The sequence below is a fragment of the Alkaliphilus hydrothermalis genome, assembly GCF_016908555.1.
Taxonomy (GTDB): Bacteria; Bacillota; Clostridia; order Peptostreptococcales; family Natronincolaceae; genus Alkaliphilus; species Alkaliphilus hydrothermalis.
Genome location: NZ_JAFBEE010000034.1, coordinates 1 through 20,339 on the forward strand (window position 1 = coordinate 1; position 20,339 = coordinate 20,339).

16 protein-coding genes, 1 rRNA gene and 1 other annotated feature are annotated in these 20,339 nt (G+C 36.4%); of the genes, 14 read left to right on the forward strand and 3 right to left on the reverse strand.

From position 1 onward, the window contains the following. Window positions 1–378: 378 nt before the first annotated feature. From typA to JOC73_RS14530, 5 genes are all read left to right on the forward strand, one after another. Window positions 379–2,196, forward strand: coding sequence for a translational GTPase TypA (gene typA / locus JOC73_RS14510; RefSeq protein WP_204404523.1), 1,818 nt, complete (start codon window positions 379–381; stop codon window positions 2,194–2,196). A gap of 502 nt (window positions 2,197–2,698) precedes the next feature. After that, window positions 2,699–5,068, forward strand: a complete 2,370-nt coding sequence (locus JOC73_RS14515; RefSeq protein ID WP_204404525.1) for an endonuclease MutS2 — start codon at window positions 2,699–2,701, stop codon at window positions 5,066–5,068. 14 nt (window positions 5,069–5,082) lie between these two features. Then, window positions 5,083–5,562 carry a DUF523 domain-containing protein gene (locus tag JOC73_RS14520; RefSeq protein ID WP_204404528.1) on the forward strand — a complete coding sequence of 160 codons (480 nt, stop codon included), beginning with the start codon at window positions 5,083–5,085 and terminating at the stop codon, window positions 5,560–5,562. Between the two features lie 67 nt (window positions 5,563–5,629). Next, window positions 5,630–5,885: a binding site (T-box leader), on the forward strand. A 136-nt stretch (window positions 5,886–6,021) separates the two neighbouring features. Further along, entirely contained in the window at window positions 6,022–7,722 is a 1,701-nt protein-coding gene (gene argS / locus JOC73_RS14525; protein WP_279381072.1) for an arginine--tRNA ligase, read from the forward strand. Window positions 7,723–7,920: 198 nt separating this feature from the next. Next, a complete protein-coding gene (locus tag JOC73_RS14530; protein WP_204404530.1) occupies window positions 7,921–9,039 on the forward strand; it encodes a hypothetical protein in 1,119 nt (372 codons plus the stop codon). Between the two features lie 205 nt (window positions 9,040–9,244). Here the strand turns inward: JOC73_RS14530 and JOC73_RS14535 are convergent, their stop codons facing one another. Then, window positions 9,245–9,436, reverse strand: a complete 192-nt coding sequence (locus tag JOC73_RS14535; RefSeq protein WP_204404532.1) for a hypothetical protein — start codon at window positions 9,434–9,436, stop codon at window positions 9,245–9,247. 136 nt (window positions 9,437–9,572) lie between these two features. Between JOC73_RS14535 and JOC73_RS14540 the strand changes: the two genes are divergently transcribed. Continuing rightward, the gene (locus tag JOC73_RS14540; RefSeq protein WP_204404534.1) at window positions 9,573–10,925 is read left to right on the forward strand and encodes an MATE family efflux transporter; all 1,353 of its coding nucleotides are present in this window, start codon (window positions 9,573–9,575) and stop codon (window positions 10,923–10,925) included. 47 nt (window positions 10,926–10,972) lie between these two features. On the opposite strand, the gene JOC73_RS14545 is transcribed toward JOC73_RS14540, so the two are convergent. Together JOC73_RS14545 and JOC73_RS14550 are read right to left on the reverse strand one after the other, a co-directional pair. Continuing rightward, on the reverse strand, window positions 10,973–11,566 hold the full coding sequence (locus JOC73_RS14545) for a zinc dependent phospholipase C family protein (RefSeq protein WP_204404536.1): 594 nt from the start codon (window positions 11,564–11,566) through the stop codon (window positions 10,973–10,975). A gap of 249 nt (window positions 11,567–11,815) precedes the next feature. Beyond that, window positions 11,816–12,460 carry a hypothetical protein gene (locus JOC73_RS14550; protein ID WP_204404538.1) on the reverse strand — a complete coding sequence of 215 codons (645 nt, stop codon included), beginning with the start codon at window positions 12,458–12,460 and terminating at the stop codon, window positions 11,816–11,818. Window positions 12,461–12,689: 229 nt separating this feature from the next. Between JOC73_RS14550 and JOC73_RS14555 the strand changes: the two genes are divergently transcribed. The 8 genes from JOC73_RS14555 to JOC73_RS14590 all read left to right on the forward strand — a co-directional run. Further along, entirely contained in the window at window positions 12,690–13,448 is a 759-nt protein-coding gene (locus JOC73_RS14555) for a GNAT family N-acetyltransferase (RefSeq protein ID WP_204404540.1), read from the forward strand. A gap of 23 nt (window positions 13,449–13,471) precedes the next feature. Continuing rightward, the gene (locus JOC73_RS14560; protein ID WP_204404542.1) at window positions 13,472–15,226 is read left to right on the forward strand and encodes a B12-binding domain-containing radical SAM protein; all 1,755 of its coding nucleotides are present in this window, start codon (window positions 13,472–13,474) and stop codon (window positions 15,224–15,226) included. Window positions 15,227–15,303: 77 nt separating this feature from the next. Continuing rightward, window positions 15,304–16,050: a hypothetical protein gene (locus JOC73_RS14565; protein WP_204404544.1), complete on the forward strand. Its 747-nt coding sequence runs from the start codon at window positions 15,304–15,306 to the stop codon at window positions 16,048–16,050. Between the two features lie 33 nt (window positions 16,051–16,083). Further along, window positions 16,084–16,641 (forward strand): flavin reductase family protein, encoded by a 558-nt coding sequence (locus JOC73_RS14570; protein ID WP_204404546.1) that lies wholly within the window; start codon window positions 16,084–16,086, stop codon window positions 16,639–16,641. A 33-nt stretch (window positions 16,642–16,674) separates the two neighbouring features. After that, a complete protein-coding gene (locus JOC73_RS14575) occupies window positions 16,675–17,160 on the forward strand; it encodes a GNAT family N-acetyltransferase (RefSeq protein ID WP_204404548.1) in 486 nt (161 codons plus the stop codon). Between the two features lie 76 nt (window positions 17,161–17,236). Further along, window positions 17,237–18,364, forward strand: coding sequence for a tetratricopeptide repeat protein (locus JOC73_RS14580; RefSeq protein WP_204404550.1), 1,128 nt, complete (start codon window positions 17,237–17,239; stop codon window positions 18,362–18,364). A gap of 208 nt (window positions 18,365–18,572) precedes the next feature. Further along, window positions 18,573–19,487: a bifunctional enoyl-CoA hydratase/phosphate acetyltransferase gene (locus tag JOC73_RS14585; RefSeq protein WP_204404552.1), complete on the forward strand. Its 915-nt coding sequence runs from the start codon at window positions 18,573–18,575 to the stop codon at window positions 19,485–19,487. A 663-nt stretch (window positions 19,488–20,150) separates the two neighbouring features. Beyond that, window positions 20,151–20,339: ribosomal RNA gene (locus tag JOC73_RS14590) — 16S ribosomal RNA — on the forward strand; the annotation flags it as partial.

Below are 20,339 nucleotides of genomic sequence, written 5' to 3' on the forward strand. Positions count from 1 at the left end.
TCCTTGAATCTAACGGCTTTTGAACTGTCTACTATGATCATTGAAAATACCCTATCTTCTGCGTCATTTCAAAAGACCAGCATTCTCGCGTATTACCTATATGCGACGACCGCTGGTCTTTCCTATACTTCACAACCTCAAAAAGACTTTTAAAATAGAAAATTTAGTAGCTTTTTTCATGATTTCACTGACTTTTACTGACATTGCTCTAAATATTAATATTTAAAGGATTGCAGGGAACTATAATATATGTTAAAATTTTTCTTAGTGCTTAAACTAAAGGTATAATAGTTAAAATAAATAAAAACGAGGAAATTACGAAGATTATACTACGCAACTACGTAAATTCTCCAATATATAAAAGGAAGAGGTAAAATTATGCAACGGAATGATATTAGAAACATAGCCATCATCGCCCACGTTGACCACGGTAAGACAACTATGGTAGATGAGATGCTAAAACAAAGTGGAACATTTAGAACAAATGAACATGTAGAAGAAAGAGTAATGGATTCAAACTCTCTAGAAAAAGAAAGAGGAATTACAATTCTATCTAAAAACACATCTGTTAGCTATAAAGATGTAAAAATTAATATCGTAGATACGCCAGGCCATGCGGATTTTGGTGGAGAAGTAGAACGTATTATGAGAATGGTGGATGGGGTGTTACTTTTAGTAGATGCTAAGGAAGGTCCGATGCCTCAAACTAGATTCGTTCTTAAAAAAGCATTGGCAGAGGGTCTACAACCTATAGTTGTAGTCAATAAAATTGACCGACCAGATAGAAGACCAGAGGAAGTCATTGATGAAGTATTAGACCTATTCATTGCCCTAGAAGCCGACGAAGATCAATTGGAATTCCCAGTAATTTACGCATCAGCAAAAAATGGTTTTGCAAAATTAACGGTAGAGGAAGAATCAGACAATCTTAAGCCGTTATTTGATGCTATCCTAGAGCATATCCCATGTCCAGAAGGTGATCCAGATGATGGGGTTCAGCTATTAATCTCAAATATCGATTACGACAAATATATTGGACGAATCGGTATCGGAAAACTAACTAGAGGTAACCTAAAGAAGGGTCAACAGGCTGTTTTAGTTAAAGGTAATGAAGGACAAAAGAGTGTAAAGGTGAGTAACTTATACAACTTCCAGGGTTTAGGTAGAACTGAAATCGAAGAAGCATCAGTAGGGGAGATTATCGCAATATCTGGAGTAGGTGATATTAACATTGGAGACACCCTATGTTCTGTAGATAAAGTAGAGCCACTACCTTTTATTGAGATTGATGATCCAACCATCTCTATGAACTTTATGGTAAACGATAGTCCTTTTGCAGGTAAGGAAGGTACTTTTGTTACCAGTAGACATTTAAAGGATCGTTTGGAAAGAGAAATGCTTTCAAACGTAGCCATGAAAATGGAGGAGGTTTCTGCCGACTGCTTTAGAGTACTAGGTCGTGGAGAGCTACACCTTTCTATTCTAATTGAAACCATGAGACGTGAAGGTTACGAGTTCGCTGTATCTAGACCAGAGGTTATCCTAAAGAGAACAGAAGAAGGTCTTTTTGAGCCAATGGAGCATTTATTTATAGAAGTACCGGACGAAAGTGCCAGTGCAGTAATTGAAAAGGTTGGACTACGTAAGGGTGAAATGCTGGACATGGTGCCGACTGGAACAGGAGTTACCAAGCTAGAGTTTAGAATCCCAGCTAGAGGTTTAATCGGTTATCGTTCAGAATTCCTTACAGATACAAAGGGGTACGGTATCTTCCACCATTTATTTGATGGTTACGATATTTATCGTGGGGATATTCGAGTAAGAAATAGAGGATCATTAGTAGCCTTTGAAACAGGTGCAGCGGTTGCCTACGGAATCTACCATGCCCAAGAAAGAGGAAACATGTTTGTTTCTCCAGGGATAGATGTATATGCAGGAATGATTGTAGGAGAAAGCTCCCGTCTTGAGGATATTGCCGTAAATGTATGTAAGAAAAAGCAGTTAACCAACATTCGTTCTTCTGGAGCAGATGATTCTCTAAGATTAGTACCACCAACAATCTTCTCCCTAGAGCAATCTTTAGAGTTCATTGCAGATGATGAAATTGTTGAAATGACACCAAAAAACATTAGAATCCGTAAGAAGATTTTAGATAAGGTAACGAGAGAAAGACTTCAAAAAAGAGCACAGCAATAGGAAAATAAAATCAAATAAAATAAAAGATATGGTTAATCGCCATATCTTTTATACTATAGTTTTATTGGTAGTTATGGATTACATTATTATGTGATATCAATAATCAAATTAACAGGTATAGTATTACCAGTAAGATGATTAGAGGTGGGGTTACACGATAGCTGGGTTAAAATTAATAATCAAGAATAGTTTTTACAATATAGAAAATTATAAGAATAGTTACTTGAGGAATTTGCATAATACCTTAGCGATGAATTTATATTCGTGTTATGCAAAAATAAAAGCTGAGTCGCGCATTGTGAAATGAGTAATTTCCTTTACATTATAATATATTACTCATTGAACACTAAGCAGCGAAGCTTTTCATTTTGCATTAATATAAATCTAAAATCAATTATGCAATTTCCTCACTTAATAGTTGGACTAACTGAGACATATTATGGTAGAATTGAAAAGAGTAAAAATATTCCTTTCTTATCCTAAAAAGTAAGAGGTGATACGGATGAATGAAAGAAGTTTAAGAGTTTTGGAATATAATAAAATCCTTGAAAGACTATGGAATAAATGCACATCCCCTTTAGGAAAAAACATGGCTGAGGAGCTAAAGCCCCTTGATGAATTATCGGAAATCATCAAGATGCAGCAGGAGACAAGCGAAGCCCAAAGCATCTTAATACAGAGGGGGAATGTTCCGATTGCAGGGATTCACGATGTATTGCATTATCTAAAAAGAACTGAAATAGGTTCTTATCTAGACCCAGGGCAATTACTACAGTTAAATAGTACCTTGACGGCGGCTAGAAGATTAAAGAGCTACTTAAAGGCTGATGGAGAAGCAAAATTCCCAATCATCCAAGGTTTAGCAGAAAGTCTCCATACCTTCAGAGAGATAGAAGACAAAATCACAATGAGTATCATCAGTGATACAGAAATATCCGACAATGCCAGCTCGGAGCTAAAGCATATTAGACGTTCTATCAATACTAAGAATGAAGCTATTCGTAACAAATTAAATAGCATCATTTCATCAACTGGAACTCAAAAGTATCTACAGGATGCCATCATCACCATAAGACAGGATCGATATGTAGTTCCTGTAAAACAAGAACATCGGGGAAATGTACCGGGATTAATCCATGATCAATCCTCCAGTGGTGCAACGCTATTCATTGAACCAATGGCAGTTGTGGAGCTAAACAATCAGCTTAAGGAATTAATCTTGAAGGAAAAAGCAGAGATTGAAAGAATTCTGAGGGAAATCTCCGCCATGATTGCTGATGTGGCTATGGAAATTAGAAGCAACCAGGAAATCCTAAAGCAGTTGGACTTTATCTTTGCTAAGGGAAAACTTTCAATAGAAATGAAGGCTGTAGAGCCAGAGTTAAATGACCAAGGTAAGTTCCATATTAAAAAGGGTCGACATCCACTACTAAAGGCTGACGAAGTAGTGCCCACAACCATTTGGCTTGGGGAAGATTTCCGAATCCTAATGGTAACGGGACCAAACACAGGGGGTAAAACAGTTACCCTGAAGACAGTTGGTTTATTTTCTTTAATGGCCCAAAGTGGGCTTCATGTTCCTGCTGATTTTGGAACAAAACTGGCGGTATTCGACCAGATTTTTGCTGATATAGGGGACGAACAAAGTATTGAACAAAGTTTAAGTACTTTCTCCTCCCATATGACCAATATCGTAAGAATCCTAGAGGAGGTAACACCAAATTCCCTAGTGCTATTTGACGAGCTTGGAGCAGGAACAGACCCAACAGAGGGGGCTGCCTTAGCAATGGCCATTATCAATCATTTAAGGGAGCTAAAGGCATCAGTTATTGCCACCACCCATTATAGTGAACTAAAGCAATTTGCCCTATCAAACGAAGACATAGAAAATGCTTCGGTGGAGTTTGATGTAAAGACCCTACGACCTACCTATCGTTTGTTGATTGGGGTACCGGGTAAATCAAATGCCTTTGAAATCTCAAGAAAACTTGGATTATCTGATAAAATTATTGATGCCTCTAAGGAGTTTATCTCCAATGATGACATTGAATTTGAAGACATACTACAAAATATTGAATCCAATAGAAGGGCAACGGAAGCAGATCGAGAAGAAGCCCAACGTCTACGTATGGAGCAACAGAGATTGACTCAGCAATATTCTGACAAGAAACAACAGCTGGAGCAGCAACAGGATAAAATGATTAAGGATGCCAAGAAGGAAGCCTATAAGATCGTCAAAGTAGCAAAGGCAGAGGCGGATGAAATCATCAAAAACCTTAGGGAATTAAAGCTGGAGATGGAAGAAAAAGAAATACAGAAGAAGCTAGAGGAAGCGAAGAAACAGTTGACTGGAAAAATGGATGCCCTAGGGGAAACTGTAGAAGACCTCTTTACAAATAAAACAAGTAAAAAACCACCTAAAAATCTAAAGCCAGGGGAAACTGTCAAGGTAATCTCCCTCAACCAGACGGGACATGTGGTGGAGCCTGCCAATGATAAGGGAGAAGTATTGGTACAGGTGGGAATAATGAAGATTAATATCCCTGCCGGCAACCTTGAAAGGATTAAAAGTAAAGAGGAAACTAAAAAAACGGGAGTAGGCAAAATCGTTAAGAACAAGGCCGAAAGCGTAAGACGTGAATGTGATGTGAGAGGTCAAAACTTAGAGGAAGCCATGTTGGAGGTAGATAAATTTATAGACGACTGTGCCATTGCTGGAGCCTCCCCTGTCACCATTATTCATGGGGTAGGAACAGGTATCTTAAGTGCAGGAATCAAGCAAATGCTAAAGAAGAACAAACATGTCAGAACCCTTCGTCCAGGTGTATACGGAGAAGGTGGAGCTGGAGTTACCATTGTTGAATTAAAATAATGGGGGTAGAGCCAATGATACTAGTCAGTGCATGTCTACTGGGGGTCAATTGTAAATATACTGGAGGAAACAATCTAAAGAAGGAACTAATAGAGAAACTTCAGAAAAAGGGGATTGTCCCTATATGCCCAGAACAATTGGGGGGATTAGCAACCCCAAGGCCACCTGCTGAAATTCAAGGGGGCGATGGTGCATCGGTATTGGCAGGCAAGGGAAAGGTCCTCCGTAATGATGGTAAAGATGTTACTGAGGAGTTTATCAAAGGAGCAGAGGAAACCTTAAAGATTGCAGAAGTATTGGGAATAAAAGAAGCAGTCCTAAAGGCTAAAAGCCCCTCCTGTGGGAATAAGTTGATTTATGATGGTAGCTTTGCTGGGAATAAAATCAAAGGGCATGGGGTTACGGCAGCCCTCCTCGCTAGTAAAGGAATCAAGGTATATTCCGAGGAAGATTATCTAGATGAAGATATTAAAGAAGTCTATAAAGAAGATTAAGAAAAAATGAATAAATATCTTGTTTTCAGTAATAATATATGTTATATTATTTGGAACAAGAAAATATCTTAAGGCGATGATGAGGAGAGTAGCTGTAGGAGTTGTTTTAGCGAGCCAGAGTTGGTGGGAGTCTGGCACATGATTACAGGGAAGCGCACCTCGGAGAATATACTTGAACTTAGTAGAGTAATACGGTTTTCCTCCGTTAGCGGGAAGTTGAGTGGGATTCAACTCCAATCATTATATTATGAGGGGCTTTATGTGATAGGCCATAGTTGATTCCAATAAGAGTGGTAACACGGGATTTTACTCTCGTCTCTTCTAATAGAGACGGGAGTTTTTTGTATTTCAACAACTTTTTGAAAGTAGAGGAATGGAGATGCAAATGAGATACAAAGGATGATTGTCTTAAAGTTTTAGTTTAAATAAATCTATAATGCTTTTGAGGAGGTAATTAAAATGATGGATTTTAAAATGAAATTAAGCCAAGAGTTAAAGCCCCACATGGGAGATATGACTCAAGAAGAAATTTTAACATCGATTGAAATACCAAAGAATACTGATATGGGGGACTTTGCCTTCCCTTGCTTTAGACTAGCAAAGGTCTACAGAAAAGCCCCAAATATGATTGCCCAAGAACTAGCAGAAAAGATGGAGCTATCAGAAGCATTTGATAAGGTGGAAAGTGTAGGGGGCTACTTGAACTTCTTTGTTAATAAGGCCTTCTTTACTCAAAAAGTATTAGAGGCTGTCATAACGGAGAAAAGCACCTATGGTAGCAGTGACATGGGGGTTGGCAAAAACGTTATACTAGAGTTCTCTTCTCCAAATATCGCAAAGCCCTTCCACATAGGTCATATTAGAACAACAGTAATCGGAAATGCCCTATACAAAATCTATCAATTCTTGGGATACAATACAATAGCGATCAATCATCTAGGTGACTATGGTACGCAGTTTGGTAAATTAATCGTCGCCTTCAAAAACTGGGGAGACGAAGAAACAGTAAGAGCAAATCCAATCCCTGAATTACTTAAGCTTTATGTAAAATTCCATGAAGTAGCAGAAGAACAACCAGAACTAGAGGATGAGAGTCGCGCATGGTTCAAGAAGCTAGAAGAAGGAGAAGAAGAAGCCCTTCGATTATGGAAATGGTTCAGAGAGGTTAGCTTAGATGAATTCAATAGAGTTTACAATATGTTAGGAATTACTTTTGACTCCTATGCAGGAGAAAGTTTCTACTCTGATAAGATTCCTTCCGTGGTGGAAATGATGGAGCAAAAAGGAATACTTAAAAAATCCCAAGGGGCAGAAATTGTAGATTTAGAAGCATATGGAATGCCGCCTGCTTTAATTAGAAAGAGTGATGGCTCTTCCCTATATATTACAAGAGATATCGCTGCTGCTGTTTATCGAAAAGATACTTATGATTTCCACAAAAACGTTTATGTAGTAGGTTCGCAACAAATCCTTCATTTCCAACAAATTTTAAAGGTATTAGAATTAATGGGATTTGAATGGGCTGAGGATTGTGTTCATGTTCCTTTTGGCATGGTAAGTCTTGAAGAAGGTACCATTTCAACAAGAAAAGGAAGAGTGGTATTCCTAGAGGATGTACTTAAGCAAGCTGTTGAAAAGACAAAGGAAATCATCAATGTAAAGAATCCAAATATCGAAAACCTAGAAACTGTAGCAGAACAAGTCGGTATAGGAGCAGTCGTTTTTCAAGAGTTATCCAACAACAGAATCAAAGACTATACATTTGATTGGGATAAGGTTCTTAACTTTGAAGGAGAGACAGGACCATATGTTCAGTATACCCATGCTAGAGCAAGTAGTGTCTTAAGAAAAGCAGGTATGGAACTGGACACGAGTTTTGATGCAAGTTTATTAAATGACGAAGTTTCAATGATGGTAATTAAAGAACTTCAAATCTTCCCAGAAGTAGTTCAAGATGCCCATAGAAAAAATGAACCCTCCATCATTACCCGTCAAATTATTGATGTTGCACAAGCCTTCAATCGTTTTTACCATGACCATTCAATCCTAGTGGAGGATGTGGAGCTTAAGAAGGCAAGACTGGCAGTGGTATATGCTGTAAAGCAAGTATTAAACAATGGATTATCATTACTAGGTATTCAAGCACCAGAAAAAATGTAGTTTAATCTATGTAATTCAAATAATATAAAATCAAAGAAAAACCCTAAAAACCCTTACTTCAAGGGTTTTAGTGTTTTTCTTTTGTAATAAAGGTTAAAAATTGAATAGGATTTATGGTTTACCCTTGTATAATCATAAAAAATTGTTTACCATTAATATGTATGCTTAAAGACAGACTACAGAAAGGGGAGGGAACCCTTGAAAAAAGATATTAAAATTATAAGTAGTTTCACTCAAATGGTATACGGTGATGCCATAGGGTTTTTAAGGGAAAACACTAATAAAGATGCAGAATTTCAGCCCTTCAATTTCCATAGGGAGCTTGATTTAAGAATGGGTGTTTCTGCTGGTCAGTGGAGTGACTTAACAGAGCTTTCTCTAATTATCATTAAGTGTCTAATGGATGATCAAGAAAATAATAGAGTAATAGTTGATTACAATCGGTTTCAAGAAGAACTAAAATTATGGAATTATTATCGTCACGGAGGAAGTAAAGCGGGACAGCAACACCCCCTGTATATAGATGATAAAAGAGGCTATGGGTTTTCAAGGATTATGGGAATTTTACTGGCCAATAAAAACTTTGGGGTGGCTAAAGAAGAATCCCTTAGACAAATTATTTATTTTCATCGACACCCTCAAGTGCTACTGACGACCCTTCTAACGGCAAAGATTGTTTTTAGTTTATTGGAAAAATCCAACCAAACAAGAGAAGAGCAAATAGATGTTCTAAAGGATTTCTTGATAGGGCTCCACAGGGAGGAATTATCTATCCTTCAACAGGAAGCACCATCCAAAAAATTTATCTTGCAATTCGAACAGGAAAAAATAAATTACCTAATGGCTTTAGACCGTCTGAAAAATCAGTGGCTTCAACCACAATCATCAAAGTTAGATAGTCAAGGAGTCCTCATGGCCGCCCTAGAAAACTTTTGGAGACTACAGGAGGAGCTTCCCTTAAGAACTGAATTGACACCAATGGAGGATCAAAAGGAAGCCTTGGCATTAGCCTATGGATTTTATGGTATTACTTCAGAAATCAAGGAAAAAGATGTAATTGCTACAGGGATCAAGGAAGAAGATTTTATCAACAGTATGGGAGACTATATCCTCAAGATTAGAAACTATCAAGTTGATCGAAAACCATATAAAGTAAATCAGTCTTCAGTTGACTTATTTAACATAGAGGTGGGAAGTGTGATTAAGCATCCAATACTGAACGTTACTAAGGTGGTAGGGAGACGGGAAGGAAAGTATTGGATAGAAATTACTTTGGAGACGAAAACAGGGGAATACAAACTATATAAAAGAATCTAATGAGAAAATTTTCATTCACTTATATAACTATCCGCCAATATTACACCTAAGGTCATGAAGTGAAACTCTCTTAAGAACAAAGAATTCCTTCGGATGATTTAATTGATGACTTATGTAGAAACACATTTACGAAAAAAGCCCTCAACTTCTATGAAGTTCAGGACCTTAGATAATTTAAAGTATGTACCTTAAACAAACCTAATTATTATTCAAGAGACTTTAAAAACTCTTCCTCAGTAGTATCAGCCAAAAGACTTAGTTGTTTAACGATGGTATTTTTTAACTCAATAAATGAGGCAATTTTAGTATGTTCTCCAGTGTATTCCAGTGCCTTGATAATAAGTAGCATATCCTGTTTTGATATTTCCTCTACTGATATTGTTGAAAAATCCTCCATTAGTCGTCTCCTTTCTATAGTTGCTATTGTATAGGGTTTTATATTCTACAATTATACTAAAATACCTTCAAGATTCTACAAAATATTTACAGGTAGGAAGAAAGATAGGAAAAAAGTCCAATAGGAGGGATTCGTTTTGACCTTAATCAACAGTATTATAAAAACTGATCAACAACAACTAAAAAAGATTTGGGGATTGGCATGGCCTGTGATTATCGGACAATTTCTCCATACTCTCATGGTGATAGCCGATATGTGGTTTGTGGGGAGACTAGGAAAGGTGGAAACGGCAGCGGTGGGGGCTGCTACCTCTGTTATAGGAGTAATACATGTTGTCCCCTTCTTAATTGCCACTGGCTCCATAGCACTAGTATCTCGATTGACAGGGGCTGATGATCAGGAAGGGATCAAGGGAATCTCCCAACAGGGAATGATATTATCTTTTTTTGTTGGAATCATTGTGGTAGTCTTCAGTTACTATAATATCAATCTAATACTACGGATATTTGGAGGAACAGATGTAGAAATGCTGGGCCAATCAAGGCAGTATATACAAGTGGCTCTTTTAGGGATACCGTTATTCTTTTTTAATGCCACCACCCGTGGAATTCTACAGGCAACAGGGGATACCAAAAATCCTGTAAAGGTTTTTGTGGCGATGAACTTATTAAATATTTTATTGGACTATCTATTCATCATGGTATTTAAGCTGGGCATTGGTGGTGCTGCCGCAGCAACAGCCCTATCAGAAGCAGTGGGCTCCCTACTGATGGGATCCCTTATTATGAGACATATCTTCGATTTTGATATCAAAGGATTCATCAAGCATTTAAAAATAGAAATGAATACCTCCATTAGGATATTGAAAATAGGGGGGTACTCAGCTCTACAGATGATTACTAGACCCTTTACAGGGCTAATCATGTATCGAATAGTATTGGAGCAGGGGGTCAGTGCAGGTGCAGCCTTTGGAATTGGAGGGAGATTATTCAACTTTGTGTTTATATTTCTGGCGGGCCTAGGTACTGCAATGTCGGTTTTAGTAGGCCAAAATCTTGGCAAAAAGGATGTAAAATCTGCTGAAGACGTTGTAAAGCAGGGCTTAAAGCTAGCCATCTTTAACAAGATTGTTTTCGCAATTCCTTTTTTTATATTCCCAAAGTACCTAATGGGTGCCTTTATTAATGACCCAGAGGTAATCCAAGTGGGGGTTGAGTATTTAAGGATTTGCTATTTAGGTATATTATTTGTTATCTTCCCAAATGTATTGGGGGCTGCCTTCATGGGGGCAGGGGATACATTCCCACCAATGGTGGCATCTATTGTAGGTAACTGGGTTATTAAAATTCCCTTTGCATACCTATTGACCAGAACAATTCCAATGGGGGCTACAGGGGTATGGATTGCCATCAGTCTTTCTGTCGTTGTAGAGGCCCTCATCATATTAGGCTGGTTTTCACTGGGGCGATGGAAGGAAAAAGAAATCTAAAAACACCCCCAGCAGATAATTATCTAACATTTCTGTTGGGGGTGTTTTTATGCAGCTACGATAGAACTCCTTTGGCTGATGGCATGGCGTACAATATATAATCCCACTGCCGAAGTAGCCTCAAGGGAACTGGTTAAATCGTTCATAAAGGACTCTTCTCTAGAGTTGTATTGTTGATGGAGCTGTTCAATAGCCCGTTTGATAATATGGGCGGAATAATTATCTACAGTAAAGTCCTCCTGGGAGGCAATAACCTTCCCATCAAAATCTTTAAAAAGCTTATGAAGGTTATTTTCATAAATCATATGACTGACGATGGTGGCTTTACGGTATTTGATCCGATCATTATGGGGAACACAGAAAAAGTCCGCTATAAAATGGGTTACGACTCCAATTTGACTGGAGAAGTTTTTAATAAATTCTTTGTTATTTGCAAAAGACGTTTGAGAAAGTCTATGAATTTCGTTCATAATTAACTCGAAGGACTGGGGTTTAAAATGATCAAGTTTTGCCAGACTAGGAGCGATGTCGGGCTTAATACTACCATAGATTAAGCTATTCTTGTTCAACTCTACTCCTAGAGTATTTACAATGCTTTCATGTAGATGCTCTGAAATAATTTTATGTGTATGAGGAAACAAGTGGCAACAACCTTTCTATTCTACATTTTCCAACTTGAAGTAATCTATCTCCATTATATTAAGAATAATTCTTAATTGCAATCATATTTACATAAAATTATCGAATATAACGAAAAATTAACATTGTTTCATTGATGGGACAAACTTAGATTAATGAAATAGAAAGGTTCTAATTGATTTTAAAATATTGAGCCCACATAATAGCTAGCAATAAAACGAAATGTTATGTCCACTTGCGGTTATTGTTTACTAATTATTGTTTTTTAAGCCCTTTAGTAATTCTTCAATTAGTTTTTCCTTATTGAGCTCATAGTCAATTCTTAATTGCTGGTTTTCAAAGGCCACATTTTTAATGATAACCATTTCATGGAGCTCAATAGGCAAAATAAATTGACTACTTTTGTCGATGCCTGATACCATGTCAATAGACTCACCTAATAACTGGGCGAAGTATTTTTCAGGAATATTAATCCTAGAAAATTTAGCCTCCTTAAAAGTAAAGTAAATTTTCTCATCTTGATAAAGGGGTTCTAGATTTACATGTAGTCGAACGGGTAGGGAGTAAAGCTTACCATAGACATCAAGCAGGATGGTATCCTTTAATAACTTCGCCTTTAGACCAGTGGTTTCAAAGCCCGATTGATTAAAGGAAACTTGATTAGTTTGTAGTTGGTAGTTTGCATATCCATTCAGTTCTTCTTCAGTAATTACAAAGGTGTTTTGATTGAGGAGCGCTATATTTTCTTCAGCAAACTTCTTGATAAAATACGCTTCGTTGTAGAGAATTTGAGAAGGTGAATTTGTAGTGGTGGGCTGGGGATAGAATAGAGTTACACCAACAACGGTAAAGAATACAAGTATTAAGATACCCAGAATCATAAGGCATTTTTTCATTTTTAAGCCTCCATTCTCAATTAATGTTAGAAATTATGATTAAACTCTCATATTTATACAGCATAAAACAAGTATTCTATAATTTTCCAGTTCTGTGTAATGATTTGGTAACCATATTACCATTATAACATAACCAAACAATAGGGTTGAGTATACAAAATCTTAGAAGGATGCAATACAATATGTACTATGCTATAATGATGATGTACTTTGAATAGGGGGGAGCCATATGTATCTAGTAAAAGATAAAAAACAGGTTATGCCATTGATAGAAGAAGACTTAATCGTCCATCTAAATACACTGGGCAGGATGATGAACAATAAAGATATAGAAATCTATGTTGATAACGTTGAAAACCCAAGGGGCTTTGTATTAAAACACGGTTATTGGGCTATACCCTATAGTAGGGACAAAGAAATTCTAGATACAGTGTTAAAAACCTATTCCTTTGGAGAACGTGTAGGGTTTTGTGGTTTACCAACGGAATTAGCCAATACTATTAGGGGAACCTTGTGGGACTATGAATTAGAGTGGGAAGAACACTGCTATTTATACTACTTGCCAGAAAATAATTGGAAAAAAATACAAGCAGAAGAAACCTTAGGATACTTGAAACCAGAGGATGTAGATGTTGTCAATCACTACTATACCTACAAAGAAGAAGGTTCTAGAGAGTATCTTTTGGAATGTATCATCAACAGACCATCTTCAGTAATTCGTGATGAAAAAGGAAATCCTATTTCTTGGGCATTGGTACGGGAGGACAACTCCATGGGAGTAATGTATACAATAGAGGAGTACAGAAAAAAAGGATTTGCAAAGAGAATAACCGTGGATTTATTAAAGAAGGTAATCGACAAAGGAAACATTCCCTATAATCATATTGTAGTCACGAATTCTGCATCCCAAAACCTTGCAATAGAAATGGGTTTCCAATGTTGGGGAAACGTTCTATGGTTTGGTTTAACTAAAAAAAATAAAGATTAATTGTAATGGAAAGAGGTTATGTAATGAAGGTTCTACTGACAGCATTAAATGCAAAATACATCCATACTAATTTAGCTGTAAGATATCTAAAAAAGACTGTTGAAAATGTAATAGAAAATATAGAAATACAAGAATACACAATCAACCATCATTCAGACTACATCATTTCAGAAATATATAAGAAGAATCCAGAGGTCCTTTGCTTCTCTTGTTATATTTGGAACATAGAAATGATCCTTCAAATAACTAAAACCCTGAAGAAAATCATGCCAGATACAATGATTGTTTTGGGGGGACCAGAGGTTTCCTTTGAAACAAAAGAGTTAATGGAAGTAAATGATTCTATAGATATTGTATTGATAGGGGAAGGAGAATTAATTTTTAAGGAATTAATGACTTGTCTGAAGGAAAATAAGGATTATTCCCAGATTCTTTCCATTGCATATAGGACTAAGGGGGAAATCTATATTAACGATAGAGGACAAAATCCTCCTTTAGAGGAAATTCCCTTTGCCTATGGAGGTGAAGAATTAGATGGAGACAAAATTGTCTACTATGAAACCTCCAGAGGTTGTCCATATAATTGTCAATACTGCTTATCTTCCGCCGATCGAGGTGTGAGATATTTTCCAATAGATCGAGTAAAGAAGGAGCTAAAGATTTTAATAGAAGCAGAAGTAAAGCAGGTAAAGTTTGTAGACCGAACCTTCAATGCCAACAAGGATTTTGCTCTAGAAATCATGAAGTTCATCATGGAGCATAATCGAGGAAAAACCAACTTCCATCTTGAAGTAACTGCCGATATCCTAGGGGATGAGATGTTGGAATTCCTAAAGGATGCCCCAGTAGGATTATTTCAATTTGAAATAGGTGTCCAATCCACCAATGAAGAGACCCTTAAGGAAATAGATCGTCGGATGGATTTCGAAAAACTAAAGGAAAAAGTAAATATTATTTCTTCCTATAAAAATATTCATCAGCACTTGGATTTAATAGTGGGGTTACCTAAAGAAGACTATTATACCTTTAGAATATCCTTTGAAGATGTGTTTAAGCTGAGACCTGAAAAACTACAGATGGGTTTCTTGAAGCTGTTAAAGGGATCTGGATTACGGGCAAGGGCAGAGGAGTTTAACTATGTATATTCTGACACTGCTCCTTATGAAGTATTGGAGAATGACTACTTATCCTATGGAGCCATGATTCGTCTTAAGGGGGTAGAGGAAATGGTGGAAATTTATTGGAACTCAAGGTTATTTAATACATCCATAGAAGTAATTATTCAAAATTTCTATGCCAATGCCTTTAGATTTTTTGAGGAACTTTGGAAACATTGGGAGAAAAATGGTTATCATCATACCTCCCATGGTAAAAATAAACTCTATGGGATACTTTTAGATTTCTATGAAGAAAAGCATTTCCAGAGGCTCCAGGTATTTAAAGAAGTACTTAAATTTGATTTTTTAAAAAACACGCGAACTTCTTCAATACCATCTTTTTTAAATCGTCAACAAGAGGATAACTTTAAAAATAGTTGTCATGAGTTTTTACAGCAGGAGGCTAATGTAGCGAAGTACCTTCCAAACTACGGGAATATACCGGCAAAACAAATTATTAAAAAAGTTCATTTTGAAAATTTTTCATATAATGTTGTGGAATTGGAAGTAACTCCCACTCGATTGAACGAGGTGGATCAGGACCAGACGATAGTTCTTTTTGACTATGACTTAAGCAATAAAGCGATTGATCATTCAAAATACTATATTGTTTCCCTGTAGAAAAATGAGGCTAAGGCGAAATTTTAGGGAGGAAATAGAAACTTTTCTCCCCTGTATATTTTAAGAGGAGGGATCTAATGGAATTACTGAGAGACTTATATTATACCAACCTATCAGCCTTAAGAAATACATCCAAAAGTCTAATGAAAAATTGGCTCTTTATCTTCACAGGATTGTTTTATACTATTGCGACAATATTCTTGTATAGTATCATTCCATACTTTGGAATATTGGCAGGAATTGTTCTGTTAATTACCACCAGTGCCATCATCTCTAACTACATCTATTTACTGGAGGGGATCATCACAAGAGATCGTATTACTTTTCAGGATTTTAAAGAGGGATTCACAGTCTATCTGAGGAAGGTATGGGGACTGCTGTTTATGTTCTGGGTAGGGCGTATGGCCTTCGATTTATTGATAAAGCCAATTTTAGGTCAGTTTATTGATCCTGCAGGAGTAGAAATGATTGGTTTGTTTTTAGCATTTGTAGTATTAAATCCAATACCTGAGGTCCTGTATCAAAAACATTATAATCCTTGGGAATCCATCACCCACTCATTTGAATTTGTAAAGGACAATTGGATTGAATGGTTCATTCCAAATGGGATTTTCTTGGGAATAATATATCTAGTGACGGGGCAGGTTTTAGCAGGAATCATTAATTATTACATACCCATAAATATACTCTTTTCCGGCGGTGGTATTGTTTTGTACTTGCTTGGTCAAGTAATCTTTACCTTTATGATGATCTATAGAGGCTATTTATTCAATACCTTAAGCACCAGCAATAGAAGGAAAAGACTATTCATGAGAAGGTTTTAGTACTGATTTGTTTTTAAAAGGAGGAATTATAAAATGAAAAAGGTAAATTTAAAGCCCCAAACAATGTTGTATCCAGTTCCTAGTGTTATGGTATCATGCAACAATAACAAAGGAGAAAACAATATTATTACCATTGCTTGGGTGGGGATTGTCTCATCACAGCCACCAATGCTTTCTATAGCCATAAGACCTGAAAGACATTCCTTTGATATGATTAAAGAAACAATGGAATTTGTAGTGAATCTTCCTGATGAAAAACTACTTTATGAAAATGACTTTTGTGGGGTGAAATCAGGAAAAGAAGTCAATAAGTTTGAGACCCTAAGACTTACGGCAATGCAAGGAGAACAAGTAAAGTCTCCAATTATTCAAGAGTGTCCACTTAATCTGGAATGTAAAGTTAAGGAAATTGTACCTTTAGGCAGCCATCATTTATTTCTAGCAGAGATCGTGAATATTCAAGTGAATGAGGAGTACGTTAAAGAAGAGCAGGTGGATTTGCAAGATTGTCGCCTATTTACATATCTAAAAGGAACATATTATGGGCTAGGGGATGTATTAGGTAGAGCTGGGCTTAGTGTGAGACGGTAATCTCCTACTGTCCAAACATAAGGGGGGCAGATAATGGAAATAGTATTTCATGAAATGAGGACAGAACACCATCAACAGGTCTTACACTTATTTAACAAATTGCAAGGAGAAACGTGTGAGGTTTCCTTTGCAGAAATACTAAATGAAGAAGATTTACAAGAAAAAGTTAATGAAAAAGGTGTTCATTTTTATGTGGCATTAGAGGGGGAAGCAGTCGTAGCAGTTTTTAGAGGACGGCAAGGGGTAGGTAATAAAAATCATGCTGCCTTTTTAACTATTGCCATCGATGCCAGCTCTAGAAGAAAGGGATTGGCTAAAAATTTTACTAATTACTGTCTTGGAGATTTAAAAAAGAAAGGTGTAACTGTTGCAAGAGCGTATGTGTATAGCAATAACAAACCATCCATCAATACCATATTGTCAGCAGGATTTACTTTTGCAGGCTGTGTTTATCAACATCACAAAATTGAGTCTACTGGGGAATATGTGGATGATTTGATTTTTCATAAAATACTATAGTATAGTACATTAAGATGAGTATTAGGTTTTATATTGTTTAGAAGATACAAATGAGAATTAATAATGGAGGTAAACCATGGAGTTTTTGATTGATCCACATATACTGAAAAATACAGAGGACTTGTCTTTTGTTCATTTAAAAGAGGAAGCCAATCTTAGCATTAAAGGCTACCAAATACCTTCGGGGGGCTTGGATATACCGATGATAACCGCTGAACTGGCTGAAAATATTAAAACAAAGCCAGAAAACGAAGTCATCACCGTAGCTGGAATTATTCGGGGAATGGCATATACGCTAGGAATTGATCAACACTTTAAATTTAAAGAGGAATATATTAAATTTCTAAGGACTGTAAATGACGCTATTGAAAATTACATTTTATTTCAAGCAATGCAATCAGCTGAGGATAATAAATTGTTAGAAAGTTTAATTCTAATAAAATCAGTTCTGGTGCTTAATCCAGTAAATTCTCAAGCATTACTAAACTATGGAGTAACATTACTTAAGTATAGGGAAGAGGGAATCTCCAGTAAAAAAATAGCTAAAGTCTTTAAACAAGAAGCTAAGAATAAATTAGAAGAATTGTTGACTATAGAAGATAATCCTATGGCATATTATCAGTTGGCCTACATCTATAAAGATGAAAGTCAATTTAGAAAGTCCAAACTCTATGCTGAAAAACTTCTAGAATTGGAAGTCGATGAATTGGTACAGGTTAGAGTTAGACATCTATTACATGAATTAACTGACCTGGTAGACTATGAAACAGGTTATGAAGCAATTTTAATGGGAAAAGCAGATGAGGGATTACCCCTTTTGTTGGATTTAGAAGTAAAGTATCCTGAGTGGTGGAACATGATTTTCTTTGTTGGATTAGGTTATAGACAGCTGGGGCAGTTCAGTGAAGCCATCCAACGATTTGATAAAGTATTAGAGATAAAGGGAGATGCGGTGGATGCCATTGCGGAGCTGGGAATCTGCTACAGTAGTTTAGGGGATTACCAAAAGGCTATAGAATCCTTCCAAAGAGCTTTAGCTGTGGGGGGAGAAAATAGCGAAATCCTTAGCAATCTTTCCATGATTTATATGGAACTGGGTGAATATCAAGAAGCAGGTGACTATATCAAACGTTCCTTGGAACTAAATCCCTATGATGAAATCACTCTAGCTTGTCAGACACGGCTAGAAGAATTATTGGGTTAGGAAAATAAAAATATTTATAGAGTTTAGTAAAATTGTAAATGTTAAAATTAAGAAGGAAAATTAGATATCGTATCGAATAGATACAATATACTTGTAACGTAACGAATAGGAAAGTTCTACATTAAATTAATATAAAAGAGAACTTTTTCGTAAATGAGTTTCAACTAAGCTTTGAACAAAAACAATAAATATAAGAGGTGAGTACATAATGATTAAGAATTTAGCTCAATTAGTGAAGGTAGCACAAGAACAAAACAAAATGAGACTAGTAGTAGCTGCGGCACAGGATGATGATGTATTAAAGGCAGTAGCAGAAGCTAAAAAGATGAATATTATTGAGGGGATTTTAATCGGGGATGAAGAAAAAATCCAACAAATTGCTAAGGAAATCGGTATGGATTTAAATCAATATAGAGTAATCAATAAACCGGACCTAATGGAATCCGCTCTTGAAGCAGTTAAGCTGGTTTCTCAAGGAGAAGCAGACTTTGTTATGAAGGGACTTCTTGATACATCTATTTTATTAAAGGCAGTTCTTAATAAAGAAGTTGGATTAAGAACAGAAAACCTTTTAAGTCACGTGATGGTGTATGAAGCAGACTTATATCATAAATTACTTTACTTAACAGATGGTGGGATGAACATAGAGCCCTCTTTAGAAGAAAAGAAGGGAATCTTAAAAAACGCCATCGTTGCAGCAAAAGCTTTAGGCGTAACTGAAGTAAAAGTTTCTTGCTTAGCAGCAAAGGAAAAGGTAAATGAAAAAATGCCATCAACAGTAGATGGAGCTGAACTTAAAAAATTAGCAAATGAAGGATTCTTTGGAGACGGCGTTATCGTAGAAGGGCCAATTGCCTTTGACTTAGCTGTTTCAAAAGAAGCAGCGGCTGTAAAAGGATACAACAGTCCTGTAGTCGGTGAGACAGACATCATGCTGATGCCAACAATTGAAGTAGGAAATGGTATTGGTAAGGCAATGACTTATATGGCAAATGCTAAATCAGCAGGAGTGATCATGGGGGCAAAAGCTCCTGTAGTATTAGTATCTAGAGCTGATACTGCTGAAACGAAGTTGTACTCTATTGCTTTAGGTAGTGTAATTGCAGCCAACCAATCTAAGTAGTCTAGTTTTTTAAAATAAACTAAAAGGGAAACTCCCAAGGGGAGTTTCCTTTATTAATATATAGAAAATAATCTGACTCCAGTATCTATTGATAAAGACGCTCCTTAGCTTTTAACTTATTTCTTAAATATATGAAGCTTTTAATAAAGCTTATGTTAGTAAAGTGGGTTATCTGTAAAAAATAATCCTATACAATGTATATAAATTAAATTAAGTGAAACAATATTAGAGGTGAATGATTAAGGCTTAGGTAGAAGAAACATATTGACATTGGATTGATTCCATGCTATATTTATTTAAGTCGTCAGCAACACGATCAACCACACTAATATAAATTGAAAAGCATCTAAAAAAGTGGTTGACATAATTCTTCGATAGTGATATACTTATCAAGTCGCTTCTACGAGACTGAATTAAAAAACACTTGTAGCTAAGCGATAAAAAAATCTCAAAAAACTGCTTGACAAAACATTGTGAATATGTTAAAGTAGTTAGGTCGTCGAAAGATGGCGATGGGGCGAAAGTCCTAAAAACTAGGTCTTTGAAAACTGAACAGTATAGATTTAAGCCAGCATAATTAATTAATGAATAATTAATAATGAATAATTAGTAATTTTAGTTACTATTAACATTAAAGATTATATCATTTACCCAGATATTTAATTTATTAAGAGTTTGATCCTGGCTCAGGATGAACGCTGGCGGCGTGCCTAACACATGCAAGTCGAGCGGAGTTGTTGAGAAGCTTGCTTCAATACAACTTAGCGGCGGACGGGTGAGTAACGCGTGGGCAACCTGCCCTGTACAGAGGGACAACAACGGGAAACCGTTGCTAATACCTCATAAAACCCT